This is a genomic window from Deinococcus alpinitundrae, assembly GCF_009982895.1.
GTDB lineage: Bacteria > Deinococcota > Deinococci > Deinococcales > Deinococcaceae > Deinococcus > Deinococcus alpinitundrae.
On the sequence record NZ_WXZL01000008.1, the window covers coordinates 140039 to 164417 of the forward strand.

The 24379-nt window shown below is 66.3% G+C and carries 22 protein-coding genes and 1 pseudogene; 16 read left to right on the plus strand and 7 right to left on the minus strand.

The genetic code is table 11. The features are described from left to right. Positions 1-65 precede the first annotated feature (65 nt). Together gap and GUI70_RS09655 are read right to left on the minus strand one after the other, a co-directional pair. Positions 66-1061: a type I glyceraldehyde-3-phosphate dehydrogenase gene (gene gap, locus GUI70_RS09650; protein ID WP_161882098.1), complete on the minus strand. Its 996-nt coding sequence runs from the start codon at positions 1059-1061 to the stop codon at positions 66-68. 230 nt (positions 1062-1291) lie between these two features. Next, positions 1292-1999, minus strand: coding sequence for a metallophosphoesterase family protein (locus GUI70_RS09655; RefSeq protein WP_161882099.1), 708 nt, complete (start codon positions 1997-1999; stop codon positions 1292-1294). A 73-nt stretch (positions 2000-2072) separates the two neighbouring features. Between GUI70_RS09655 and lnt the strand changes: the two genes are divergently transcribed. Next, on the plus strand, positions 2073-3548 hold the full coding sequence (lnt, locus tag GUI70_RS09660; protein ID WP_161882100.1) for an apolipoprotein N-acyltransferase: 1476 nt from the start codon (positions 2073-2075) through the stop codon (positions 3546-3548). A gap of 52 nt (positions 3549-3600) precedes the next feature. Here the strand turns inward: lnt and GUI70_RS09665 are convergent, their stop codons facing one another. Continuing rightward, on the minus strand, positions 3601-4617 hold the full coding sequence (locus tag GUI70_RS09665; RefSeq protein ID WP_237724812.1) for a site-specific integrase: 1017 nt from the start codon (positions 4615-4617) through the stop codon (positions 3601-3603). Between the two features lie 79 nt (positions 4618-4696). Continuing rightward, entirely contained in the window at positions 4697-5629 is a 933-nt protein-coding gene (locus GUI70_RS09670; protein WP_161882101.1) for a diacylglycerol/lipid kinase family protein, read from the minus strand. 45 nt (positions 5630-5674) lie between these two features. Here GUI70_RS09670 and GUI70_RS09675 point away from each other — a divergent pair, with 45 nt between their 5' ends. The 5 genes from GUI70_RS09675 (at position 5675) to GUI70_RS09695 (ending at position 10607) form a co-directional block, all read left to right on the plus strand. Next, on the plus strand, positions 5675-6034 hold the full coding sequence (locus GUI70_RS09675; protein ID WP_306468287.1) for an IPT/TIG domain-containing protein: 360 nt from the start codon (positions 5675-5677) through the stop codon (positions 6032-6034). 89 nt (positions 6035-6123) lie between these two features. Further along, complete coding sequence (hisS, locus tag GUI70_RS09680; RefSeq protein WP_161882103.1) at positions 6124-7431, plus strand: histidine--tRNA ligase; 1308 nt, start codon at positions 6124-6126, stop codon at positions 7429-7431. Further along, a complete protein-coding gene (gene aspS, locus GUI70_RS09685; protein WP_161882104.1) occupies positions 7428-9158 on the plus strand; it encodes an aspartate--tRNA ligase in 1731 nt (576 codons plus the stop codon). The genes hisS and aspS overlap by 4 nt, the downstream gene beginning before the upstream one ends. Before the next feature lie 55 nt (positions 9159-9213). Beyond that, entirely contained in the window at positions 9214-10281 is a 1068-nt protein-coding gene (locus tag GUI70_RS09690) for a M24 family metallopeptidase (RefSeq protein ID WP_161882105.1), read from the plus strand. Further along, the gene (locus GUI70_RS09695) at positions 10278-10607 is read left to right on the plus strand and encodes a septal ring lytic transglycosylase RlpA family protein (RefSeq protein WP_161882106.1); all 330 of its coding nucleotides are present in this window, start codon (positions 10278-10280) and stop codon (positions 10605-10607) included. Before GUI70_RS09690 ends, GUI70_RS09695 begins: the two co-directional genes overlap by 4 nt. Here the strand turns inward: GUI70_RS09695 and GUI70_RS09700 are convergent. Continuing rightward, positions 10593-11951: pseudogene (locus GUI70_RS09700) on the minus strand (Nramp family divalent metal transporter). The gene GUI70_RS09695 and the pseudogene GUI70_RS09700 sit on opposite strands and share 15 nt — an antisense overlap. Positions 11952-12181: 230 nt before the next feature. Here GUI70_RS09700 and GUI70_RS09705 point away from each other — a divergent pair. The 3 genes from GUI70_RS09705 (at position 12182) to GUI70_RS09715 (ending at position 15715) form a co-directional block, all read left to right on the plus strand. Beyond that, complete coding sequence (locus GUI70_RS09705) at positions 12182-12634, plus strand: YbjN domain-containing protein (protein WP_161882107.1); 453 nt, start codon at positions 12182-12184, stop codon at positions 12632-12634. 130 nt (positions 12635-12764) lie between these two features. After that, positions 12765-14096, plus strand: a complete 1332-nt coding sequence (asnS, locus tag GUI70_RS09710; protein ID WP_161882108.1) for an asparagine--tRNA ligase — start codon at positions 12765-12767, stop codon at positions 14094-14096. Beyond that, positions 14093-15715, plus strand: a complete 1623-nt coding sequence (locus GUI70_RS09715) for a M20/M25/M40 family metallo-hydrolase (protein ID WP_161882109.1) — start codon at positions 14093-14095, stop codon at positions 15713-15715. The genes asnS and GUI70_RS09715 overlap by 4 nt, the downstream gene beginning before the upstream one ends. Before the next feature lie 77 nt (positions 15716-15792). Here the strand turns inward: GUI70_RS09715 and GUI70_RS09720 are convergent, their stop codons facing one another. Continuing rightward, positions 15793-15966, minus strand: coding sequence for a hypothetical protein (locus GUI70_RS09720; protein WP_161882110.1), 174 nt, complete (start codon positions 15964-15966; stop codon positions 15793-15795). Positions 15967-16101: 135 nt separating this feature from the next. Then, complete coding sequence (locus tag GUI70_RS09725; protein ID WP_237724813.1) at positions 16102-17541, minus strand: aspartate kinase; 1440 nt, start codon at positions 17539-17541, stop codon at positions 16102-16104. Positions 17542-17621: 80 nt separating this feature from the next. Between GUI70_RS09725 and GUI70_RS09730 the strand changes: the two genes are divergently transcribed. The 7 genes from GUI70_RS09730 to GUI70_RS09760 all read left to right on the plus strand — a co-directional run bounded on the left by GUI70_RS09730 (position 17622) and on the right by GUI70_RS09760 (position 24378). Beyond that, the gene (locus GUI70_RS09730) at positions 17622-19088 is read left to right on the plus strand and encodes an alpha-amylase family glycosyl hydrolase (protein WP_161882111.1); all 1467 of its coding nucleotides are present in this window, start codon (positions 17622-17624) and stop codon (positions 19086-19088) included. Next, positions 19085-19744, plus strand: a complete 660-nt coding sequence (locus tag GUI70_RS09735) for an HAD family hydrolase (RefSeq protein WP_161882112.1) — start codon at positions 19085-19087, stop codon at positions 19742-19744. Before GUI70_RS09730 ends, GUI70_RS09735 begins: the two co-directional genes overlap by 4 nt. 61 nt (positions 19745-19805) lie before the next feature. Beyond that, the gene (locus GUI70_RS09740; protein ID WP_161882113.1) at positions 19806-20807 is read left to right on the plus strand and encodes a dipeptidase; all 1002 of its coding nucleotides are present in this window, start codon (positions 19806-19808) and stop codon (positions 20805-20807) included. Beyond that, the gene (locus GUI70_RS09745; protein WP_161882114.1) at positions 20804-21652 is read left to right on the plus strand and encodes a C40 family peptidase; all 849 of its coding nucleotides are present in this window, start codon (positions 20804-20806) and stop codon (positions 21650-21652) included. Before GUI70_RS09740 ends, GUI70_RS09745 begins: the two co-directional genes overlap by 4 nt. After that, the gene (locus tag GUI70_RS09750) at positions 21649-22665 is read left to right on the plus strand and encodes a dipeptide epimerase (protein WP_161882115.1); all 1017 of its coding nucleotides are present in this window, start codon (positions 21649-21651) and stop codon (positions 22663-22665) included. Before GUI70_RS09745 ends, GUI70_RS09750 begins: the two co-directional genes overlap by 4 nt. Further along, complete coding sequence (locus GUI70_RS09755; protein WP_438503472.1) at positions 22605-23846, plus strand: Gfo/Idh/MocA family protein; 1242 nt, start codon at positions 22605-22607, stop codon at positions 23844-23846. The genes GUI70_RS09750 and GUI70_RS09755 overlap by 61 nt, the downstream gene beginning before the upstream one ends. Further along, the gene (locus tag GUI70_RS09760; protein WP_161882116.1) at positions 23758-24378 is read left to right on the plus strand and encodes a hypothetical protein; all 621 of its coding nucleotides are present in this window, start codon (positions 23758-23760) and stop codon (positions 24376-24378) included. Before GUI70_RS09755 ends, GUI70_RS09760 begins: the two co-directional genes overlap by 89 nt. Position 24379: the final 1 nt, after the last annotated feature.

Here is a 24379-nt window from a genome sequence, read left to right on the forward strand (position 1 = left end):
GAGACAGCGTTCAGTGAAGCGCTGAGCGGGGCCTGGGGCCGTCGGTGTACAGACTTGATGCCAGCTCAGTTCGCTTTCTGCTCCATCAACTGCACCAGATCGGCCACGCGGTTGGAGAAGCCCCACTCGTTGTCGTACCACGAGAAGAACTTGACCAGATTGCCCATCGCCATGGTCAGGCCGCCGTCGATGATGGCGCTGTGCGAATCGCCCACGATGTCTTGCAGCACGATGGGATCTTCGGTGTAGCTGACGATGCCCTTGTGGCTGCCCTCGGCGGCGGCTTTGAACACGGCGTTGACCTCGTCTGCCGTCACGTCGCGGCCCAGAATCACGGACACGTCACTGATGCTTCCCACTGGCGTCGGCACACGCAGGGAAGTGCCGTCAAACTTGCCCTTGAGCTTGGGGTAGACCTGTGAGACGGCCTTGGCCGCGCCGGTCGAGGTGGGAATGATGTTGACGGCGGCGGCGCGGGCACGGCGCAGATCCTTGTGCGGCAAATCGAGCAGCCGCTGGTCGTTGGTGTAGCTGTGAACGGTGGTCATGATGGCCTTCTCGATGCCGAAGGCCTCGTCAAGCAGCTTCATCGGGGCAGCCAGCGAGTTGGTGGTGCAAGACGCGTTGCTGACGATGTGGTGCTTCTGGGGGTCGTAGTCCTGCTCGTTGACGCCCAGCACGAGCGAGATGTCCTCGTCCTTGGCCGGCGCGGTGATGATGACTTTCTTCGCGCCGCCCGCGATGTGCTTGCTCGCGCCTGCCCGGTCAGTGAAGATGCCGGTCGACTCGATGACGATGTCGGCTCCCAGGTCGCCCCACTTGATGTTGGCCGGGTCGCGCTCGGCCAGCGCCCTGATCGACGTGCCGTTGACGATCAGGGCGTCGTCGTCGTAGCTCACGGTGCCGTCGAACTTCCCGGCGGTGGAATCGTACTTGAGCAGGGTGGCCAGCGTCTTGTTGTCGGTCAGGTCATTGATGGCCACGACCTCGACGCCGCGCGAAACCAGAATTCTGAACACCAGACGACCAATGCGGCCAAACCCGTTGATTCCTACTTTCATAATGTCTCCCTGACGGCCCGCGGTGGGCCGGGTGCTGCTCACCTGCGCCGGAGTCTCGCCCGGTCAGGTCCACTGAAGTTCCAGGCCGCAGTTTAACGCAGCCGAGCGAACCTGCGCCCGGATGAGACCCCAGACAACTGGACAAGTGTTCACAGTACACTTAAAGCCTCTATCCTGAACCAGACGTCTTTTTGTACCCGGGTAGCCGTGCGCGAAGGCCAGGTTCCGGCTCAGACACCCATCTTGCCGCTGCGAATCACGTCGGCGATGATCGGCGGCAGGTTCCAGGCCATGATGTCGAAGGCCGCCGAGGAGTAGTCATACGGTACCTTGTGCATGCTGACCTTGGGGCGGCGTCCGGCACAGTCCACCAAAATCACGTCCGCGCCGGGTTCGTGGTTGAGGGACAACCCCACCGAGCCGGGATCGATGAAGATGGTGTCGCTGACCTCGCGCACGAACGGCACGTGGGTGCCTGCCGAGACGACCACCCGTGAGCCGAGCTGTTCGGCGAGGTCCTGCATCTCGTTTTCGGCGGCCATCAGGTCGAGCCGCGCTTCGGGGTCGTGCGGCGCGCCGTGAAAGTAGCGGATGCGGCCCACCGGGGTCATGATCCGTCCGCCCGGCGGCAGGCGGCGCAGGTATTCGAGCTGCTCGGGCGATAACACGGTGCGGGTCCATGACAGGACCTGGTCGGCCACGCCCCGGCGGTTTTCTCGTTCACCGAATTCCATCGCCACGCGCAGATCGCTCGAACCCAGGCCGACTTTCCAGTTTTCCTGCTGCACGAAGTCGATCACCGGCCCTGGACTGGCTCCGTAGCCGACCAGGTCGCCCACCACCACCACCGAGTTGACGATGTGTTCGCTCAGAAAACGCTGCACCGAGGTCAGCGCATGAATGTTGCCGTGAAGGTCACTGATAAAAGCAATTCGCAAGGTGGGGTCAGAATACCTTACCCGGCTTGCCCTGAGCTGCTTTCCCCCCGGTGGGGCTGCTACACTCCCGGCCATGCGACTGCCTCTCCATGCCCGCCTTCAGGGACTGCTGTCCGCCGCGCTGGGGGTGCTGACGGCTTTGTGCGGCTTGCCGCTGTGGTGGAGCGCACTGAGTGTGTTGCCGCTCTCGGTACTGCTGTGGCAGCTCAGCCGCCAGCCCAGTGCTCGCCAGGTCGTGCTCCAGACGTTCTGGGCCATCAGCGCCTACTTTGCTGCGCAACTGTTCTGGCTGGTGGTGTTCATGCACAATCTGATGGCCAGTGACGGCGGATTGCCCTCAGCGCTGGCCTGGGTGCTGGCCGCGCTCGCGCTTTCACTGTTATTCATGCTGGAGGGGGTGTTCTGGGCCATCCTGGCGACGCTGGTGGCACGCATCTTCCGAACGCCGCAGGCCCGCTTGTGGGGGCTGGCCGGGGGTTGGGTCATTCTGGAATGGACCCGCACTCTGGGCGCACTGGCCTTTCCCTGGTCGGGCCTGGGCTACACCCTGCTGCGCACCCCGTTGATTCAGGTGGCCGATCTGGGCGGCGTGCTGCTGCTCTCGGCGCTGATCACGGCCTCGGCAGCAGCGCTGGTGACGCTGGCGCAGCTCAAGAACCCCCGCCCAGCGTTCCTGATGGCGGTGCTGTGGCTTTTCGGCCTTGGCTACGGCCTGACCCGCGTGCCGGGGCAGGGGCCGGTAGGACAGGCGCTACTGTTGCGAACTGATTTTGACTCGTTTAGTAAGGCGGCGGGTCTGAGTTTCGACCAGTTCTGGCAAACTCAGTTGAAGCTCAGTTCTCAACGCCGCCCCGGCGAAGTTCTGATCTGGAGCGAGACGGCCGTGCCGGATCCGGCATCCCTGCTGGGAACTTCGGATTTTCCTGGTGTGCCCGCGCCTGGTCTCTATGGACTGGCACAGCGTCCCCGCAACACCGCCGTCGGCTGGGACAGTCAGACCATCACCGGCAGCTTCGACAAGGCCCACCCGGTGCCGATGGGAGAATACTTTCCCTTGTCGGGTGTGCTGCGCCCACTTTATGACCTTATCTTCAACTTGATTGGTTTTGCCTTCGATCCCCAGTTTCCTGGTCAGTCGTACACCCCCATCCCGCTCGGCGGTGTTCTCTACGGCGTCTATATCTGCTACGACAGCATCGTGGCGAGCGTGGCCCGCTGGCAGGCTCTGGGTGGCGCGCAGGTGCTGGTGAACGTCAGTAACGACGGCTGGTACAGCGGTTGGGGGGTCTGGCAGCACTTCGACATGGGCCGGGTGCGGGCCATCGAGACCCGCCGCTACGTGCTGAGAAGCGTCAACAAGGGGGTGGCTGCCGTGGTTGACGACCTTGGCCAGCCGGTACAGATCCTGACAGCGGGGGAGGGCGTCCTCCACGCCGAATTCCCGCTGCTGAGCACAACGACTCTTTATATGCGCCTCGGTGACGTCCCAGCATTGATGGCCGCGCTGCTGCTGATCGGCTACGCGGCCAGGGCAGACCGCCGCAGGTAATATATACACTTTCGGTTTAGATTAAGAAATGCCGGGAACAATACAATAAGCGTTACACCTCCACATCCCCCAACGCTTCTGCCGCCGCCAATGCTTCTCGCCGCACCGAGACATCCATCTTGGCGTAAATCGCACTGGTATTCACCGAAGCGTGCCCCAACACATCGGCCACCACATGCAGATCACGGGTGGCGCGGTAGAGCTGGGTGCCTGCCGTGCGGCGCAGGGTATGCAGCCCCCACACCGAGGGCGGTAGCCCCAGTGCCTGGTAATAGCGCTGAGCGATATCGCGCGCCCCCTTGGTACTCAGCCGCCCACCGATGTTGCGGTGACTGAGCGAGATCAGCAGGGCCGGGGAAACGGCGTCCAGACCACCGCGCAAGACCAGCCAGCGCCTGAGCGCCGAGACCATCCGCGCCGTCAACGGCACCTGCCGGACTTTGCGGCCCTTACCACGCACCGTCAAATGCCCCAGAGTCAGTTCGAGATCGTCCACGTTCAGCCCGATAAGTTCGGCGGCCCGCAGCCCAAGCTGACCGCCAAGCAGCAGAAGCAACTGATCACGGGACGCCAGACCGGGGTCGTGCGGGTGCTGCTGCTCGGGCAGGGCCAGCAGCGCTTTGAAGGTGGCAGCACTCAGGGCCATCTTCCGGGTATGGGCGGCCTCACTCTCGGCAGGCGGGCGCACGCTGGCACTGGGATCGGCGTCCAGCACCCCAGCCCACACCAGCGCTCGCATCAGATTCCTGACCCCGTAGAGGTGGCGCTTAACGCTGGACGCCGACAGGCCCTGGGCCTGCAAAGTCAGTAACCAGACCTCAAACACCTCGGCTTCGAGCTGATTGAGCGCATGCCTTGGCGAATCGGGCGGCCCAGCGAAGGCCAGGAACTTTCTGAGCGACTCGGCGTAGTGGCTAAGAGTCAAATCGCTGATGCGCCCGCCCTTGACTGACTTGAGCCGCAGGTAGGTGTGCAGCAGATCGGTAAGCGCGTCGGCGTCTTGCTGATAAGCCGCGCGCAGGCCCTCGCGTCGGCGGTTGGCACCAGATGCCCAGCGCGAGGCCAGCACCAAAGCAGACCCTGTCAGGCAATCCTCTTAGGTTTCATAATCGGAATTATAGAACCTAAGATCGGACCCGTTCAAGCCGTCAGGTCTCCAACTCCTCCTGACTCGCCCCGGTCAGAAACAACCCAGCTCCCGGTAAGACCCGCGCTTCGAACGGGGTCATCTCCTCGTGCATCTCGCCGTCGTATTGCAGCGGAAACGGCTCCTGGGACGTGACCGTCACGGTGCTGGCGCGGAAGCTCTCCAGATTCTTGTCGAGGGCCGGTTCCCCCAGGTTGAGCCGGGCACGCAGCGAGTCGATCAGGTTCGGGAGCAGTTCGAGCAGGGTGCCGGGCTTGAGCACCAGCACCGTGAACTGACCATCGCTGGGACTGACGCCCTTGGCAATCGGCAGCCGGAAATTGGCCATCCCGAAATTCGCCACCATCACGGCCATCGCCTCGACAGTTTTCGACTCACCGTCGAGCATCAGTTCGAAAGTGGTCGCCCGTGGGCTGAGCTGCTGGAAAGCACTCACCACGTAAGCCAGCACCCCAAGCCGGTCCTTGAGCTTCTCGGCTCCCTGGATCATGGTGGCGTCGGCTCCAGCTCCGGCCAGGAGCACAAAGCCGCGCGTCTGGCCGGCGACCGTCAGCTCGCCGAGATCCACCTGCACGCTGCACAGATCATCCACCACCTGGGCCAGCTCCTCGGGGCCCTCGGGCAGCTTGAGATTTTGTGCGATCAGGTTGGCGGTGCCTGCCGGATACGCCAGCAGCGGCACCCCGCTGCCGCGCAGCGCGTAGGCCAGGCTGCTGACCGTACCGTCACCGCCCGCTGCGATCACGGCCTGGTAACGCTCCTTGTGGTCGAGCAGCGGACCGAACCCACCTTTGGGAGGCAACTCCTCAGCGTCCACCTGCCAGCCTTTCTCACCCAACGCTGTGATGAAACGCGGCAAGGGACTCTGGCCGTTGCCGGACTTGGGATTGAAGATCAGCAGCGCACGTCTGGGGGGGGTGGTCTGGGCCGTCATCAAACCATTAGACTGTGGCAACGGAGGCTGTGTATGCGCATATTCTTGCTTGGATCTTTACTGTTGGTGGGCACCCTCACATCGTGCGCGCCGAGGGTGGGCACGGTGATGGGCGTGACCCAGACGCCAGTGCTGGTGAAAGTCTCGTCTGGCGCGGCCAGGGGCCAGGCCGTCACGCTTCAGGGACGCTACCTGGGTGGTCCCACCACCGGACGTATTCGGCTGGGTGCCGACGAGAACGGCGCGGGCGGCTACCTAATTCCGGCCGGGGCCGTCACCTCGTGGACCGACAGCGAGATCGTCTTCAGTGTGCCCGCCACAGCTCCGGCGGGTGGCAGCTGGCTGTTCGTCGAGGTCAACGGACGCCAGAGCACCGGGTTGCCGTTCAGCGTTAGCGGCCAGTAAAGCACGTCAGCACGCCGCCGTCCCACCTGGGGCGGCGGTTTTTGTCGCCTTTGCCTGCCGCCGCATCCTCCCCTGCTAGACTCGCGGTTATGGCACTTCAGCGGCCCAAAGGTACCCAGGATCATCTGCCGGACGGCAGTTCCGGCTCACACTCCAAAGCAGCACGCAGCGACACTCGCGCCGAAGCCTTCGCCCACGTCACCGAAACGGCCCGGCGTATTCTCACGCGCGGCGGCGCGCGGCTAATCCAGACACCCATCTTCGAGGAAGCCGATCTCGTCCGGCGCGGCGTAGGCGGCTCCACCGACATCGTCCGCAAGGAGATGTTCACGGTGCATTACTTCGGCGATCACGGCGGCTTCATCCTGCGGCCCGAGGGCACCGCCGGGATTGTCCGGGCGTATCTGGAAAATGGTCTCAAGCAGTGGCCGAGTCCCCTGAAACTGTGGACCCACGGCCCGATGTTCCGTGCCGAGAACGTACAAAAAGGCCGCCTGCGCCAGTTTCATCAGGTGGACTACGAGGTAATCGGGGTGGCCGACGCCCTTATCGACGCCGAGGCCATCGCGCTGATGGTCGAGGTCGTGCAGACCCTCGGCCTCAAGGGCGCGCGCGTCAAGCTCGGCTCGATCGGCGATCCGGCAGACCGGGAGACGTACAACGGGTATCTGCGCGAAACGTTCACGCCGCACTTTGAGCGGCTCTCGGACGACTCGAAAGACCGCCTGGAGCGCAATCCGATGCGGATTCTCGATTCCAAGAGCCAGACGGATCAAGCGCTGATCGCCGAACTGGGCGTCCGGCCGATGCTCGACTTCCTGGGCGAGGCCGCCGCCGGGCATTTCACCCAGGTGCGTGGGTATCTGGACGCCTGGGGCGTCGGCTACGACCTCGACCCCAGCATCGTGCGCGGGCTGGACTACTACCGCCGCACCGCCTGGGAGCTTCACCACGAGGGCGTCGGTGCGAAGTCGGCCCTCGGCGGTGGCGGGCGCTACGACGGGTTGAGCGCCGAATTGGGCGGTCCCGAGATTCCCGCCGTCGGCTGGGCGTTCGGCATCGAGCGCCTGCTGATCGCCCTCGACGCCGAGGGAATCGAGCTGCCCCAGCAGGCCGGGCCGCTGCTGTTCATCGCAGCGTTGGACCCCGAACACACCGGCCTGGCCGCCCAGATCGCCTTGCAGGTGCGCGCTGTGGCCAGCGCCGAGTTCGCTTACCGGGCGCTCAAGCCTGGCAACGTCTTCAAGGAGGCCGAGCGCCGCCGCGCCACCTACGCGGCGCTGATCGGCAGCGAGGAAGCCGCCTCGGGCAGCGTGACCCTCAAGCACCTCCAGAACGGCACCCAGCACCACGTCAACGTCAACGATCTCAACGCCTTTTTGCTGGAGCCTTCATGAAACGCACCGCCTACCTTGCCGACCTGACTTCCGCCCACCTCGACCAGACGGTCACCGTGCAGGGCTGGGTCGCCCGCCGCCGCGACCTCGGCAAGCTGATCTTCATCGACCTGCGTGACCGCAGCGGCACCCTGCAGATTCAAATCGAGCCGGAATCGCCCGCGTTTGCCGAGGCTGACCGGATGCGTGGCGAATCGGTCGCCGAGTTCACCGGTATGCTGCGCCTGCGCCCCGAGAACCAGCGCAAGGCGGGCAGCGGCGCGTATGAGCTGATCGCCGACCGAGCGACGCTGCTCAGCCTCGCCGTCACGCCACCGTTCGAACTGAGTAAGGGGCGCGAGGTCGCCGAGGACATCCGCCTCAAGTACCGCTACCTTGATCTGCGCCGCCCCGAGATGTTCGAGAAGCTGAAAATGCGCTCACAGGTCTCGGCGGCCATCACCGCCTTTCTCACCGCCGAGGGTTTTCTCAACGTGGAAACGCCGCTGCTGACCCGCTCTACCCCCGAGGGCGCGCGCGACTTCCTGGTGCCCTCGCGCCAGACGCCCGGCGAGTTCTACGCCCTGCCGCAAAGTCCGCAACTCTTCAAGCAACTGCTGATGATTGCTGGGGTGGACCGCTACTTCCAGCTGGCCCGCTGCTTTCGTGACGAGGACCTGCGCGCCGACCGCCAGCCGGACTTCACCCAGCTCGACATCGAGATGAGCTTCGTCGAGCAAGACGACATTCTGGACGTCAGTGAGCGGCTGCTGCGCCACCTGTTCAAGACGGTGCTGAACGAGGAACTGCCCGATCCCTTCCCGCGCCTGACCTATCAGCAGGCCATGAACACCTACGGCTCCGATAAGCCCGATCTGCGCTTCGGGCTGCCGCTCGTCGAGGTCACCGAACTGTTCCGGGGCGGGGCGTTCACCGCCTTCGCCTCGGCCCCGAGCGTCAAGGTACTGGCGACCAGTGAGCTGACCCGCAAACAGATCGACGAGCTGGAACGCGTCGCCAAACAAAACGGCGCGGGTGGCCTGGCCTGGCTGCGCCGTGAGGGCGAGGGCTTTTCCGGCGGCATCAGCAAGTTCGTGGGCGACATGGCCACCGAGCTGATCACCCGAACCGGGGTGAAGGAAGGCGGCACGCTGCTGCTGGCGGCGGGCGAATGGAAGAAGGCCGTGACGGCGCTGGGAGCCGTGCGCAATGCCCTGCGGGATCTGCTGTCACTCGCCACCGAGGGGTTTCAGGTCGCCTGGATCACCGACTTTCCGCAGCTCAATTACGATGAGGACAGCGGCACCTGGACCTACATGCACCACCCCTTCACCGCACCGCATCCCAATGACCTGGCACTGTTCGGCACCGAGCGCCAGCACGAGATTCGCGCCCAGGCGTATGACCTGGTGCTCAACGGCTTCGAGATCGGCGGTGGCTCGGTGCGCATCCACGACCCGGCGGTGCAGCAGCAGATGTTCGGGGCCATCGGCTTCACGCCTGAGGCGGCCAGTGAACAGTTCGGCTTCTTTCTCGATGCGCTTTCCTTCGGCACGCCCCCGCACGGCGGCATCGCCTGGGGCTTTGACCGCCTGATGATGGTCATGAGTGGGGCTGCCAGCATCCGCGAGGTGATCGCCTTTCCCAAGAACAACCGCGGCAGCGACCTGATGGCCCAGGCGCCCTCGGCAGCGAGTGGAGCGCAGCTGGCCGAGCTGGGCCTGCAGGTTGAAGTCGGGTCGGAGTAAGCGCCGCCAGACAGCGGCACAATTTCGGGCCGGGCAGATGCTTTAAACTCGCCGGATGTCACCCGTTTCTGAATCCGCCGTCCTCCAGGCGACCCGCTCGGCCATGCAGCACGCCGGTGTGGACGCTTTGTGGATCAGTCAGCCCGCCAATATTCGCTACCTCAGCGGGTTTTCCAGCCCCGAAGATGCCAAGCTGCTGCTCACGCCTGAAGCCGCACTGCTCTACACCGACAGCCGCTACGCCCTTCAGGCGGCCCAGGAAGTGGTCACCGAGGTGCACATCGCCCGCTCGCCCGCCACCCTGGAGCACGCCGCCGGGCGGGTCCGGGGCCTCAAGGTCGGCTTCGAGGCCGAGCACCTCACTGTCGCAGGCTTAGATGATCTCAAGCAGTCCTGGCAGGCCGAACTCATCCCGCTGCGGCAACTCATCGAGATGCAGCGGCTGGTCAAGTCCGACGATGAGATTGTCCTGATCCGCCGGGCACAGGCCATCGCCGATGCGGCCTACGCCGAGGTGCAGCCACAGATCGTGGCCGGGGCACGCGAGAGCGATCTGGCGCTGGCCCTGGAACTGGCCATGCGCCGCTTAGGCGCAGACGGCCCGAGCTTCGAGACCATCGTCGCCAGCGGTGAACGCGGGGCGCTGCCGCATGGCCGGGCCAGCGACAAGCAGCTGGCGGTGGGCGAACTGGTCACCCTGGATTTCGGTGCGCTGCTCGGCGGTTACCACTCCGACATGACCCGCACCGTACCGGTCGGCGACGTCGGTCCAGAGTTGCGCCGCCTCTACATGGCCGTCCTCGACGCCGAGGAGCAGGCCATCGCCGCTGTCAGGCCGGGCGTGCGCGCTGCCGACCTTGACGCCCTGGCCCGTACGGTGCTGGCCGGACACGGGCTGGCCGACGCCTTCACCCATTCGCTGGGGCACGGTGTGGGTCTGGACATCCACGAGGGACCGGGCCTGCGCGCCGCGTCGGACGAGGTGCTGCGCCCCGGCATGACCATTACCATCGAGCCGGGTGTCTACCTGCCGGGTGTGGGCGGTGTGCGCATTGAGGATCTGCTGCTGCTGACCGAGAGCAGCCACGAAGTGCTGTCGCAGAGTCCCAGGGTGCGGCTGTGAACTGGTCAGGCCTGCTGCTCGCGTCGCTACTGCTCTCCTCTACTGCCACTGCCGTGAGCGGTCAGGCGGTGTATTACGGCGGTAAATACAACCCGCACACCCGCCTGACCGCCGCGCACCGCACCCTGCCGTTCGGGAGCTGGGTGCGTGTGACGCTGCCCAGCGGTCACAGTGTGGACGTGTTGATCAACGACCGGGGACCGTTCGGCAATTCGCGGCGCATCATCGATCTCTCGCGGACAGCAGCGGCCCGGCTAGGCATTCTGGGACGCGGCGTGGCCGAGGTGGACGTGCGGGTGCTTAGGTACGGTTCAGGGCGGCGCTGACAGGGCCGAGCGAACCTGATCTTGCCGTGATCCGGCGGGCGGAAAGAAGATCTGCTCCAGCAAAAAGACGTTCAGGCCGATGATCAGGGCGGTAATAAACCAGCCGACCCACTTCCAGAACGGGTTGACGGTGAATTCTCCCATCTTGCGCCGATCGGTCACGAACAACATCAGCGGCACCACCGCGAACGAGAGCTGCATCGAGAGCACGACCTGCGAGAAGATTAGCAAGCTGCCCGTGCCTTTCTCGCCGTAGAGCAGCACCACGATGACGGTCGGGATAATGGCGATCAAGCGGGTGACTAGCCGCCGTACCCAGGGCTTGAGCTTGATGTTGACGAACCCCTCCATCACGATCTGCCCGGTCAGGGTGCCGGTCAGGGTGCTGTTTTGTCCCGAAGCCAGCAGCGCCACCGCGAACAGAATGCTGGCCGCACCCGCGCCCAGCATCGGCGAGAGCAGTTTGTAAGCGTCCTGAATCTCGGCAACGTTGGTGCGCCCGGCGTAATGAAAGGCGGCGGCGGCCAGAATCAGGATTGAGGCGTTGATAAAGAAAGCCAGGGTCAGCGCGATGCTCGAATCCCAGGTGGCGAACTTGATGGCCTCGCGCTTGCCTTCCGGGGTTTTGCGGTAGCCGCGAGTGTTGACGATGGCCGAGTGCAGATACAGGTTGTGCGGCATCACCGTCGCGCCCAGAATGCCGATGCCGACGTACAAGACGGCGGGGTCGAGCAGTTACCTCGACGGCACTAGACCGCCCAGCAGCGGCGCAAGCTCGGGCTTTGAGAAGATCATCTCGAACAAAAAGGCCACGGCGATGGTAGCGATCAGCGTGATGACCAGCGCCTCAATGTACTTGAAACCCTTGTTTTGGAGTAGCAGGATCAGCAGCACGTCGGCCACTGTCAGGCACACTCCGATGATCAGCGGCAAGCCGAACAGCAGGTTCAGGGCGATGGCGGTACCAATCACCTCAGCCAGATCGGTGGCGATGATGGCCACCTCGGCCGAGAGCCACAGCAGAATTCCGGTGGGTTTGCTGAAATGGTCGCGGCAAGCCTGCGCCAGATCGCGTCCGGTGGCAATGCCCAGACGGGCTGAAAGGGCCTGCAGATAGATGGCCATCAACGAGGAGATCAGCACCATGCTCAGCAGGGTGTAGCCGTAGGCACTGCCGCCCGCGATGGATGTGGCCCAGTTGCCGGGGTCCATGTAGCCCACCGCCACCAGCGCACCGGGTCCCAGGAAAGCCATAAAGCGTTTCCAGGCAGGTTGGCTGTAATTCACTTCGATGCGCGTAACGTCGCTCAGCGATTCGTCCCGGCTCTCCTGTCGCCAGCCCATTTCCTCACGGCGCACGGTGCACCTGATTTTGGTCGGAATTTCTGGGAATCTTCATATCGGTGATTTTAGGCTCACCTAAACATTGATTTCAAGGGGCGGGATGTGAGAGTTGAGGAGGGACTTTGAACGAAATTTATATATATTCGGAGGTGGGTTGTCGGGGGCGCTTCCCTGGGGGCATATTTACGATAGAATCTTGCAGGCATCATCACCTCAGGAGGAAGTACCACATGACCGAAACCGCATTACTCACGCTGGAAACCATCGCCAAGTACCTGAAAGAGCGCGAGGTTCAGCTGGATATGGAAGAAAACAACGGCCAGCGTTTCATCCGCATGGGCTGGCGCTTTGAGATGGGCGACGCCGCCGTGCTGGTAAGCGTCAACGACGGCCCCAACAACACCTCGCGCCTGGAAGTCACCTGCGTGACCCAGAAGACCTACGTCGAGCGCAAGCAGGAAGTTATGGGCGTGCTCAACGAGCGCAACCGTGAGCGTGCCTTCGCGCGCAGCATCGACAACGACGGCAACGTCTGGCTCGAATACGTCGGCTTTTACCCCACCCTCACCGAGATGCCCCAGGAAACCTTCGACACCCTCTTCGGCGGCGTGCTGATGCATTTCCAAGATGACTACGCGTTCCTGGAAGGCGTCCAGATCACCCAGCCGCAGCCGCAGGCCTGAGACAAGACTGTACCGGGCAAGTGTGCCCGGTTTTTCATATCTCAATTTGTGAAAAAGAGTTTTTACATATTCGTTTGTGAAATTAAGTTCGAATGTGAGGCAGGGAGCGACATTGTCTATACTCTGCGGCGTGACTTCCATTCATGATTTGCCGGGCCTGATCGGTCAGACGGTGACCCTCAGCGCCTGGCTGCAAGACAAGAGCGGCAAGGGCAAGCTCCAGTTTCTGAAACTGCGCGACGGCAGCGGCTTCGTGCAGGCCACCGTCTTCAAAACGGACGTCAGCGAGGCCGTGTTCGAGGCAGCCCGGCACATGACACAGGAAAGCAGTCTGCGAGTGACCGGCGAGGTGCGGGCCGACGAGCGTGCGCCGGGCGGCGTCGAGCTGGCGGTGAGCGGGCTGGAAATTGTCGGCAGCTCGGGCGAGTACCCGATCACGCCCAAGGAGCACGGCCCCGAATTTCTGCAAGACCACCGCCATCTGTGGCTGCGCCACCGCCGTCCCTGGGCCGTGCTGCGGGTGCGCGACGCGGTGCAGCGGGCAATCATGGACTTCTTTCACGCTGAGGGCTTCATTCGCTTCGACGCGCCGTTTTTCACACCCAACGCCGCCGAGGACACCACCGAGCTGTTCGAGATCGACCTCTTCGGCGAGGACAAGGCCTACCTCTCGCAAACCGGACAGCTGCACGCCGAGGCGGGCGCGCTAGCCTTCGGGAAGGTCTACACCTTTGGTCCCACCTTCCGCGCCGAGAAGTCCAAGACCCGTCGCCATCTGCTCGAATTCTGGATGATCGAGCCGGAAGTTGCTCCCAGCAGCCACGCCGAGAACATGGCCTTACAGGAGCGGATGGTCAGCTTCGTCGTCAGGCAGGTACTGGAGGGCTGTGCTGAGGAACTGGCGGTGCTGGAGCGCGACGTGGAGAAGCTGCGCCCCGCCACTGAAGGCAACTTTCCGCGCGTCACCTACACCGAGGCGCTGGAGCTGATTCGCCGGGTGCTAGCCTCAGGCGACTTGCCACCCAACGTCTCAGCGGAGACCCAGCCGGTCGAGTGGGGCGACGACCTGGGCGCGCCGCACGAGACCATCGTGGGATCACAGTTTGACCGCCCCGTCATCATCGAGAAGTACCCGGCGGCCATCAAGGCGTTTTATATGCAACCGGACCCCGAAGACCCCCGGCTGGCCCTGTGCGACGACATGATCGCGCCCGAGGGCTACGGTGAGATCATCGGCGGCTCGGAGCGCATTCACGACTATCAGCTGCTCAAAAACCGCCTCGACGAGCAGGGCCTGCCGCTGGAGCCGTTCGAGTGGTATCTCGATCTGCGGCGCTACGGCAGCGTGCCGCACGCGGGCTACGGGATGGGCCTGGAGCGCTTGATCGCCTGGATCTGCGGGCTGGGACACATCCGCGAGGCGATTCCCTTTCCGAGAATGCTGACCCGGCTCTCGCCTTGAACCCGCCCCCGGAACCCGAGTTGGTGGCCCGGGACTGGACCATGAAGTTGGTCGGGCAGCCGAGCGTCACCAACTCGCCGGGCGAGGCGGCTTTCGGACCGTGGCTACGCGGCGAACTCCAGGCGCGGCCCGCCTTTGCGGAGCAACCGCAGCAGGTCTGGCTGGAGCCGACCCTGCACGACGCGGGCCGGACGCGGGCCTCGGTGTGCGCCCTGGCGCGCGGCAGCGGGTCCAGCACCGTACTGCTGACCGGGCACTACGACGTGGTAGGTGTGACCAACTACGGCGACCTCGCGGCCCAGGCGTTCTCGCCCGGCGAACTGGCGACCCGGCTGGCTGCCTCGCTCTCGCCGGAGCACGACGGCCCGCTGCTGGCCGATCTGGAGAGCGGGAACTTCATGTTTGGACGCGGCAGCCTCGACATGAAAAGCGGGCTGGCGGCGGGTCTGGCGGTGCTGGAAGCCTGGACGGCTTCGGGAAATGCGGGCAACCTGCTGTTCGCGGCGGTGCCGGACGAGGAGGAGAACTCGCACGGCATGCGCTCGCTGGTACGTCAACTGCCGGAAATCGAGCGCCGCTACGGCCTGGAAATCGTGGCCGCCGTCAGCCTCGACGCCGAGGTGGACCCGGCAGGCGACGGGCGCGGGCAGGCGGTGTTTCTGGGCAGCGTCGGCAAGGTGCTGCCCAGCATGCTGCTGCTGGGGAGACCCGCCCACGCCGGTGCGCCGTTCGACGGCCTGAGCGCGGCGCTGCTGCTCGCGGAGGTGATCCAGCGCGTCGAGCTGCATCCCGACTTCATCGATCCGCATCTCGCCGAGCCGGGACCCCCAGCGGCGCTGCTGCAACTCTCGGACCTCAAGGATCAGTACGACGTGACCACCCCTGAAGCACTGTGGTGCACCTTCAACGTGCTGCTGCGCGCGCGTACGCCCGAGGATGTGCTGGAGCAACTGCGCGGGGCCGTGCAGGCGGGGCTGGCCTCGGCCATGACCGAGCTGGAAGCGCGGGCACGGGCCAGCGGCATGCTCATGCAGGCGGCAGCCGTGCAGGTCCTGACCTACGCGCAGGTGCTGACGCTGGCCCAGGCCAGAGGCGGTCAGGCAGCACTGGACCGCCTCTCGGCACTGGCGGCAGCGGGGGCGGCGCTCGACACCCCGCGCCTGTGCCAGCAGCTCACCCTGGCCGCCGCCCGCGAGGCCAACCTGAGCGGGCCAGCGGCCATCCTCGGCTTCGGCTCGCTGCCGTATCCGGTGGCTCAGCTCGGTCAGGACGCCTCGTCGGCGGCCCTGAGAACAGCGGTGGAGCACGCCGTCACCGAGGTGGAAGCCCAGACCGGCGTCAGCGTCCGGCTGCGGCCCTTCTTTCCCGGCGTCTCGGACATGAGCTTTCTCGGCGGCGCGGCGGCGACGAACGTGCTGCGGGCCAATACCCCGGCCTGGGAAAGCCGCATGACCCTGGAAGAAAGCCCCCTGCCCACCCTGCGCGTGCCGGTCGTCAACGCCGGTCCCTGGGGTCGCGACTACCACCAGCGCGGCGAGCGGGTGTTTGCGCCCTACACGTTCGGGGTCCTGCCGCAACTCGTCATGGCCATCGCGCGGGCACGGCTGGCACAGACCTGAGACGAATTCCAGTCAATGAGACCGCGGCGAATCCCATCTCAGGATTCGCCGCGGCTGGTTTGGAAGGGGGCAGCCGCTCACGCGGCGGCGGGGCGGGGCTGACGGTGCATCAGGCGGTCGAGCAGGCGGCTGAGCCAGTGTCTGGACACCGACTGGGCACGGAGCTGACGGACGAGTCGGGCGCGGCTGGCGTCCTGGTGAAGCTGGCTGAGGCGGGCCTGGGCGGCCCAGTGGTCACTGTTCGAAATCATGGCTCTTCACGCTCCTGTCAGCGGGTTGGAGAGCTCGCTGATAGAGTCATGTTGCGCGGCAACGGGGCCGGAGCGAATCGGCAGGCTGGCCCAGCGGCGGGGTGGGCCTTCTGGCTTAGTGGGTGGCTGACCGGCCTACTGAATCCCGGCCTGCCCGGCAATCTCGCTGACCGGGGCGTCGAGGCCGAAGGCACTGTGAACGGTGCGGGTGGCGCGCTCCACGTCCTCGCCCTCGATGGCCACGCTGATGTTCAGCTCGCTGCTGCCCTGCGAGATCATCAGGATATTGATATCGTCTCCGGCCAGGGCACTGAACAGCCGGGCCGAGACACCCTTGGTGCCGCGCATGCCCGCGCCTACGATGGCCAGCACCGCCACACCGCGCTGCACGTCCACCTGCAGCTGCCGCCCGCCCATCGGGGGGGTCAGGGCCGCCAGGGTGCGCTCCTCGTCGCTGCCGAGGATGACCAGCGAGACGTTACTCATGCTGCTGGACTGCGAGACCATCAGCAGGGTGATGTTTTCTCTGGCCAGCGCCGCGAAGAGGTCGGCCACCACATCCGGCACGCCGAGAATGCCTGCGCCCGAGACGTTGATGATGCTGACGCCCTTGATGGCCGTGACCGCCTTGACCGGGTGCGCGCCGTCGCCCGCCGCCTGGGTGGTGACCAACGTTCCGGCGAACTCCGGGTCGGCGGCGCTCTTGACCCGCAGGGGAATTCCGGCGTCTTGCAGCGGGGTCACGGCCAGCGGATGCAGCACCTTCGCGCCGAAGTAGGCCAGCTCCATCACCTCGCCGTAACTGAGCTGGGCGATGTTCTGCGCGCCCCTGACGCTGCGGGGGTCAGCCGACATCACCCCGTCCACGTCCTTCCAGGCCCACACCTCGTCGGCGTGCAAGGCCGCGCCGATGATGGTGGCCGAGTAGTCGGTGCCGCCGCGCCCCAGGGTGGTGATGGCTCCCTTCTCGGTTTCGCCCATGAAGCCCGCGACCACCGGGGTCAGGCCCGCGCCGAGCAGCCCGCTGAGGCGGTCACGGATGCGCCCCGCCGCCGTGCCGAGCGGGCGGGCGCTGCCGAAGTGGCTGTCGGTGACGATACCGGCCTGCCCGCCGGTCAGGTGGTGGGCGCGCAAGGTGGAGGTTTCGAGCGCCAGCGCCATCAGCGGAGCCGAGAGCCGCTCGCCGAAGGCCACAATCAGATCGCGGCTGCGCGGGGTCAGTTCGCGCAGCAGGTACACGCCGTAGACGGCCTGGCGCAGCGTTTCGAGCAGTTCGCGGATCTCACGCACCGTCTCAGCGTCAGGCGCGGCCCCCAGATCCTGGGCCGCCGTGAAATGGCGGGTCCGGAGGGCGGCGATCTGGTCGTTGGCGTGGGCGATGTCGCCCTTCTCGGCGGCCTCGGCGATGTTCAGCAATTGATTGGTGACACCCGACATGGCCGAGACCACCACCACCACCTTGACGCCTTCTTTGAGGCTGCGCCCGGCCAGATAAGCCGAGTGGCGGATGGCGCGGGCGTCGCCCATATTGGTGCCGCCGAATTTCATCACGAGGAGAGTGGGAGCATCTGACATGGCGCTCAGTGTAGGGCGCGGCGGCCGCCTGCTCCGGCGGCGCGTCTAACCAGGCAGCTGGACGGGTTAAACTGGCGGCCATGTCCAGATCCTGCTTGCCCCGGCGCGTGAGTGTTCTGCCTGCCCTGGTGACTTTGGCGCTGCTGCCGACTGCTGCCGCCGCCTCGTTCGCCGGGCAGGTTATCTATCAGGTGATGCCCGACCGCTTTTTCAACGGCGACAAGACCAACGATGGTGCGAGTGATCCCGGCAATCCACGGGCCTGGCACGGCGGCGATCTGGCGGGCCTGGGCAGCAAACTCGGGTACCTGAACAAGCTGGGCGTCAGCGCGGTATGGCTCACTCCCATCTATCAGCAGCAGCCAGGACGCAGCTTCGACACTGACGGGTACCACGGCTACTGGCCCGCCGATTTTCGCCAAGTCGATTCGCATTTCGGCACCCAGGCCGAGTGGGCGGCGTTCGTCAAGGCGGCACACGCGGGCGGCCTGAAGGTGGTGCTCGACCAGGTTATCAACCACTTCGGGTACACCGCTCCTGCCGTGGCGCAACACCCCGAGTGGTTTCACACCCAGGCCGACTGCGACGCTGCGAAGGACAAGGACGTGGTATGTCCGCTGGCGGGGCTGCCGGATCTGAAGCAGGAAACGCCCGCCGTGCGCGATTTTCTGTTCGGCAACGACGACGACTGGCGCAGTCAGGGGGTGGACGCCTACCGCTACGACGCCATCAAGAATGTGCCCGACGACTTTCTGGGGGCGCTGCTGGCCCGCGACCGGGCAGCGGGCAGCTGGACGCTCGGGGAGTCTTACGGCGCGGACGCCCTGACCGTCGGCCAGCAGCAGCGGCTCGGCTTCGACAGCCTGTTCGACTTTCAGCTGCAAGACGCCATGAAGGCCAGCATCATGGGCGGTAGCACGCTGGCGCGGGTCCGCAGCGCGCTGACTGAACTCGCCAAGGTGCCGCAGCCGGACGAGGTGGCGCTCTTTCTGGACAACCACGACTTGCCGCGCTTCGCCCAGGGCACCTTGTTCGAGGATCTGGGCCAGGCCCGCACCAAGTACGGATTGCGGGCGCTGATGACCCTGCGCGGCGTGCCGGTAATCTGGCAGGGCACCGAGATCGCCATGCGCGGCGGGGCCGATCCCGACAACCGCCGCGACATGCGTTTCGAGTCGCAGTGGACGCCCGCCGAGCAGAGTGTGTTCGCGGTGGCGAGCAACGCGGTCGGGGTGCGCCGGGCGTCCAAGGCCCTCTCGCTAGGCGACCAGACGCTGCTGGACGTCCCGGACAAGCTCTCGGACCAGCTGCTGTTATTCATGCGCGAGGACAAGGCCAGCGGCCAGCGGGTGCTGGTCGCCTGGCACGGCGGCGAGGATCGGGCCAGCTACTCCCTGAAAAGTAGCCTACCCGCGCAGGCGCTCACGCGGGGTCTGTTTCTCGATCCCGGCGAGAGTATCAGCAGCGCCAAGCTGAGCGTCCGTGGCGGCTACCTGCATCTGAGTCTGCCGCCCAAGACGGCCATGGCCTTCGTGCTGAAGCCATGATCCAGGCTGTTCTGTTCGACCGCGACGACACCCTCAGCGTGATGGACGCGGGCAAGTATCCGCTGGCGGCCGCCTGGGCGCAGCGGGAGTACGGCGTGGATGAGAAGAAGGTGCTGCGGGTGATGCAGCAGCACTGGCAGCGCGCCTTCGGCGAGTGGTGGGATCTGCGCACCCTCGACGACGAGCGGGCCTTCTGGGCCGAGTACGCGCGCGGTCTGGCAGCCGACCTCTCGCTGAGTGAAGCGCAGGGCGAGGCGTTCCTGACGCAGTTTCCGTATCAGGTATTCATGAAGGCGGCTCCCGGGGCACGGGAAGTGCTGGAAGCGCTGCGGACACGCGGCCTGAAAATCGGCGTGCTGAGCAACACCCTGCCGAACATCTGGCCCACCCTGGAGGCCATCGGCCTGGCCGGTCTGATCGACGTGGCGCTGAGCAGTTGCGCGCTGGGCATCCACAAGCCCGAGCTGGAGGTCTTCCGATTGGCGGCCCACGAGCTGGGCGTGGCCTGTGACGAGGTGCTGTTTCTGGACGACAAGCCGGAGAATGTGGTGGCGGCCAGGGCCGTGGGGATGCGCGCGGCGTTGGTGGACCTGAGCGGTGAGGCGGCGGGAGCATTGGCGGGGTTGTGGGAAGTGATAGGGTTGCTGGACGAGTAGAATCTGATTGTATATATTCAAAGTTGCTGCCTCTGGGGACGCGGCAAGCTAGCATAGGCAGATGTGGATCGATGCCCATCTGGACCTGGCCTACAACGCACTCAACGGCCGTGATCTGACCCTGGACCTGACGACCCTGCGCGAACGCGAGCCGCAGTCGCCCGACACCGCCACCGTCACCTTCGGAGAACTGCGGCGCTCAGGGGTGGGGCTGTGCCTGGGCACACTGTTCGCCATGCCGCAGACGGCCGAGCACGCCGGTTACACCGACTGGCAGGACGCGCGGGCGCAGGCGCTGGCGCAGCTCGACCAGTACCGCCGCTGGGAAGACGCCGGGCACATCGCGCTCATCAGAAGCGGAGCCGAGGTGCGCCAGCACGCCGCCCGCTACGATCCGGCCTCTTCCCCACTGGGCGTGATCCTCTTGATGGAGGGAGCCGACCCGCTGCGCGACGTGGACGATCTGCCGTTCTGGGCTGAGGCGGGGGTGCGCGCCATCGGGCTGAGCTGGGGCAAGACACGCTTTGCCGGGGGCACCGCCGCGCCGGGGCCGCTAACCGACCGGGGCCGCGAACTGCTCGGCGGCATGCGCGAGCTGAACGTAGCGCAGGACCTCTCGCACCTCGACGAGCGCGCGTTTTTCGAGGCCGTCGAAGTGCAGCCCCGCTGCTTTGCCTCGCACAGCAACAGCCGCACCCTGGTTCGCAACGGCACACCTGACGACAACCGCCACTTGAGTGACGAGATGGTGCAGGCCATCGGCGAGCGCGGCGGCATGATCGGGCTGGTGCTGCTGAGCCTCTTTCTCAAGCGCGGCTGGACCACGGAGCAGCCCCGGGTCGGGCTGGGCGAGGTGGTGCGGCACGCCGAGCACTACGCTTCCCTGATCGGCTGGGACCACGTAGGGCTGGGCAGCGACATGGACGGCGGCTTCGGTAACGAGAAGACCCCGCAGGGGATCGACGCCTACCGCGATCTGGAACGGCTGGCCGCAGCCCTGCCGCCGGAAGCGGGCGGCGTGATGGGCGGCAACTGGCTGAGCTGGCTGGGAGCGAATGTATGAGCGGGCTGGACCCCCGCATTCACGCCTACGACGACACCGGGCGGCTGGCCGAGACCGCACTGCTTGGGCGGCTCGACCACTCGTTCACCTTCATAGACCCCGCGCCCGCCTGGACCGGGGCGGCGCGGCTGGGCCTGCACGCCCGGCCCGACGTGGCCAGCCCGCAGGTGACCGAGGCGCTGCCCGGCGAGGCGCTGGAAGTCGTCGTGCGCCGCGCCGACGGCTGGGCCTGGCTGCGCACGCGGGCCGACGGCTACCTGGGCTTCGCGCGGGCCGAGGCCCTGCGCGCCCAGGCCCCCACCGGGGCGCGCACAGTGACGGCCCTGCGGGGCCACGTCTACGCCCAGCCGAGCATCAAGAGTGCTGTGGTGGCGGAACTGTGCCTGGGCGCGCAGGTGCCACTGACGGGTGAGGTCATCACCGAACACGGGCGGCGCTGGCAAGCGACCGAGCAGGGCTGGGTACAGGCCGTCTGCTTCGCGCCGCTGCCGGACGCGGACCCGGCGGCGCTGGCCCTGCGCTTCGTGGGCACGCCGTATGTCTGGGGCGGGCGCAGCGCCTGGGGGCTGGACTGCTCGGGGCTGGCGCAACTGGTCTTCGGGGCCTTCAGACGGGCGCTGCCGCGCGACGCCGACCAGCAGCAAGCGGCACTGGGAGCCGTGGACTTCGCCAGGCGCGGCGACCTGGCCTTCTTTCCGGGGCACGTGGGGATCATGCTCGGTGAACAGCAGATGGTTCACGCCAACGCCACCTGGATGGGCGTCAGCGTGGAAACGCTGGGCGAGGGCGAGTACGGACGCAAGTTGCAGGGCGAGCTGCTCGGCTTCGGGCGGTGGGAGGCGTGATTCGCTGGACGCACCGCGAGCTGCACACCAAGGCCCCATTCGGCATCGCCCGCTGGACCCACAGCCGCTACCCGCGCAGCTTCGTCACCTTCGAGCAGGGCGGGGTGGTGGGCCGGGGCGAGGCCGCGCCCAACGCCTACTACGGCGAAACCGGCGAGACGGCCAGGGTGGTGGGTCCGCTGCTGGAGGGCGCCCTTAGCGATCCCTGGGACTGGCAGGGACTTCAGGCGAACCTGACCGCCCGGATGCCGCAGGGCCACCCCAGCGTCAAGTGCGCCCTGGAGATGGCGGCGCTGGAATGGTGCGCCGCTTCGGTGAACCTGCCGGTCTGGCGGCTGCTGGGCCTATCGGCGCTGCCGATTCCCGAGTCGAGCTACACCGTGAGCCTGGCCGAGTTGCCCGACATGCGGCGGCAGGCCCGCGACGCCTGGGCGGGTGGCCACACCATTCTGAAAGTCAAGCTCGGCACGACCCAGGACCAGCAGATCGTGGAGGCGCTACGGGAAGAAGTGCCGCAGGCCAAATTGCGGGTGGACGCCAACGCCGCCTGGAGCCGCCCGCAGGCCCGGCGGATGCTGGGGGTGCTCGAAGCGCTCGGCGTGGAGTTGCTCGAGCAGCCGCTGGCGGCGGACGATCTGGAGGGGCACGCAGCGCTGCGGGCATTGGCGCGGCTGCCGATCGTCGCCGACGAGAGCCTGCACCACGTTTCCGACGTGCCCAGGCTGGCCGCCGCCTTCGACGGCATCAACCTCAAGACCGCCAAGCTGGGCGGACCGCTGCAGGCGCTCGCCGCACTGCGAACGGCGCGGGCGCTGGGGCTGGGCATCATGGTGGGCTGCATGATCGAGTCGTCGCTGGGCATCGCGGGGGCAGCGCAGCTTTCGGGACTGGCCGACTGGGCCGACCTCGACGGCGCGCTGCTGCTGGCGGACGATCCGTTTGAGGGCCTGGCGTGGCAGGCCGGACAGCTGGCGCGGCCGGTGGGCATCGGCTGGGGCGTGAACCCGCAGTGATCCGGGTGGCCATCGTCGGCGGTGGCAACCGGGGCGGCGACGCCTACGCCCGGCTGCTGGCCCAGCAGGGAGCCGAGGTGACGCATCTGGTCGAGGCCAGAGCGCCGCGCCTGCGGGAAGTGGCGGGGCGGCACCAGATTCCGCCGGAGCGGCAGTTTGCCGACTGGCCGGCCTTTTTCGCGCTGGGCAAGGTGGCCGACGCGGTGGTGATCGCCACGCCGGACGACCAGCACGTGGCGCCCTGCCTGGCGGCGCTGGCGCTGGGTTACGACGTGCTGCTGGAAAAGCCGGTCTGCCTGGCCGAAACAGAACTGGACGCGCTGCTGGCCGCCGAACAGGCCAGTGCCGGGCGGGTCACGGTCTGCCACGTGCTGCGGGCCACGCCGTTTTTCCGGGCGGTGGCGGACGTGGTGGCCAGCGGGCGGCTGGGGCAACTGGTGGGGATCGTGCTGACAGAGAACGTGGCCAGCTGGCACTATGCCCATTCCTACGTGCGCGGCAACTGGCGGGTGTCGCCGCCCGCCGCGCCGTTCATTCTGGCCAAGAGCGTGCATGATCTGGACGTGCTGCGCTGGCTGGCCGGGGCCGCGCCGGTTCGGGTAGAGAGTCAGGGCGGCCTGCACCACTTTCGGCCCGAATCGCGGCCTCCCGGCGCGGCGGCGTGCTGCCTGGACTGTTCGGTGGCCTGCCCCTACGACGCCCGGCAGATTTACGGTGCGCGGCCCACAGACGCCTGGCCAGTCACGGTGCTGACGGCGGGCGGGCAAAGCCTGGAAGACACGCTGAGAAGCGGTCCTTACGGCGAGTGCGTGTACCTGGGCCGCAACAACGTGGCCGATCACCAGGCAGTCACGGTGACGTTCGGCAACGGCGTCACGGGTCAGCTCACCGCCAGCGCTTTCACGCACAACAACACCCGCACCCTGAAACTGCTCGGTTCGCACGGCGAGTTGCGCGGGCAGATGGACCGGGGCGAGACCGAGGTGCACGACTTTCTGAGCGGCGAGGTACAGACGCGGTTCGTGGAGACAGGCGGCAACCACGGCGGCGGCGACGCGGGGCTGGTGGCGGGGTGGCTGGCGTCCTTACGCGGTGAGACGAAGGTGCCGGTGGCACTGGCCGAGTCGCTGGATTCGCACCGGATGGCGTTCTGGGCGGAGCGGTCACGGCTGGGCGGCTGAAGGTGTTCTGACCCTGGCACGCCTCAAGCAGCACCTGCACGGTCTGGAGGCAGCCGAACTCGGTGAGGTCATTGTTCAACTGTTCGGGGCCAGCAGCGACAACAAACGTCTGCTGACGGCGCTGCTGGAAGGTGACGCCACCAGCCTGCGGGCGCAGGTCAACCGCGAGATCGGCAAGGCGTTCGGTGCGGGTTCGCGCTTGCCCACGCTGAAAACGGCGGGCCTGCGGGCCGCGCTGCGGCAGTACGCCCGCGTCGCCTCGCCGGAAGCGCTGATGCACGCTGAGCTGGACGCGGTTGCGGCGGGGATTCGCTGCATGGCCGAGTCGGGCGATCTGGAAGAAAGCGTCTCCCGAAGCCTGGAGCGGCTGTGGGCGCAGGCCCTCAAGCGCGGTCTCGGCTTGCCGGAGGACGAAGTGCCCTGGACCCAGCTGGAAAGCGTACGGCACCGGAGCCAGGGCTCCGGCTGGGGCTTCTCGGACGAGATCGAGGCGGCCTATCAGGACTTTCTGGCGGCGTGGGCCGGGCGCTGAT

Excerpts from the sequence above, each read along its gene's own strand:
- gap (WP_161882098.1), bottom strand. The coding sequence starts at position 1,061 with ATGAAAGTAGGAATCAACGGGTTTGGCCGCATTGGTCGTCTGGTGTTC.
- GUI70_RS09730 (WP_161882111.1), top strand. The coding sequence starts at position 17,622 with ATGTCCAGATCCTGCTTGCCCCGGCGCGTGAGTGTTCTGCCTGCCCTG.
- hisS (WP_161882103.1), top strand. The coding sequence starts at position 6,124 with ATGGCACTTCAGCGGCCCAAAGGTACCCAGGATCATCTGCCGGACGGC.
- GUI70_RS09670 (WP_161882101.1), bottom strand. The coding sequence starts at position 5,629 with ATGACGGCCCAGACCACCCCCCCCAGACGTGCGCTGCTGATCTTCAAT.
- GUI70_RS09705 (WP_161882107.1), top strand. The coding sequence starts at position 12,182 with ATGACCGAAACCGCATTACTCACGCTGGAAACCATCGCCAAGTACCTG.
- GUI70_RS09740 (WP_161882113.1), top strand. The coding sequence starts at position 19,806 with ATGTGGATCGATGCCCATCTGGACCTGGCCTACAACGCACTCAACGGC.
- GUI70_RS09690 (WP_161882105.1), top strand. The coding sequence starts at position 9,214 with ATGTCACCCGTTTCTGAATCCGCCGTCCTCCAGGCGACCCGCTCGGCC.
- GUI70_RS09735 (WP_161882112.1), top strand. The coding sequence starts at position 19,085 with ATGATCCAGGCTGTTCTGTTCGACCGCGACGACACCCTCAGCGTGATG.
- GUI70_RS09720 (WP_161882110.1), bottom strand. The coding sequence starts at position 15,966 with ATGATTTCGAACAGTGACCACTGGGCCGCCCAGGCCCGCCTCAGCCAG.
- GUI70_RS09725 (WP_237724813.1), bottom strand. The coding sequence starts at position 17,541 with ATGTCAGATGCTCCCACTCTCCTCGTGATGAAATTCGGCGGCACCAAT.
- GUI70_RS09745 (WP_161882114.1), top strand. The coding sequence starts at position 20,804 with ATGAGCGGGCTGGACCCCCGCATTCACGCCTACGACGACACCGGGCGG.
- lnt (WP_161882100.1), top strand. The coding sequence starts at position 2,073 with ATGCGACTGCCTCTCCATGCCCGCCTTCAGGGACTGCTGTCCGCCGCG.
- aspS (WP_161882104.1), top strand. The coding sequence starts at position 7,428 with ATGAAACGCACCGCCTACCTTGCCGACCTGACTTCCGCCCACCTCGAC.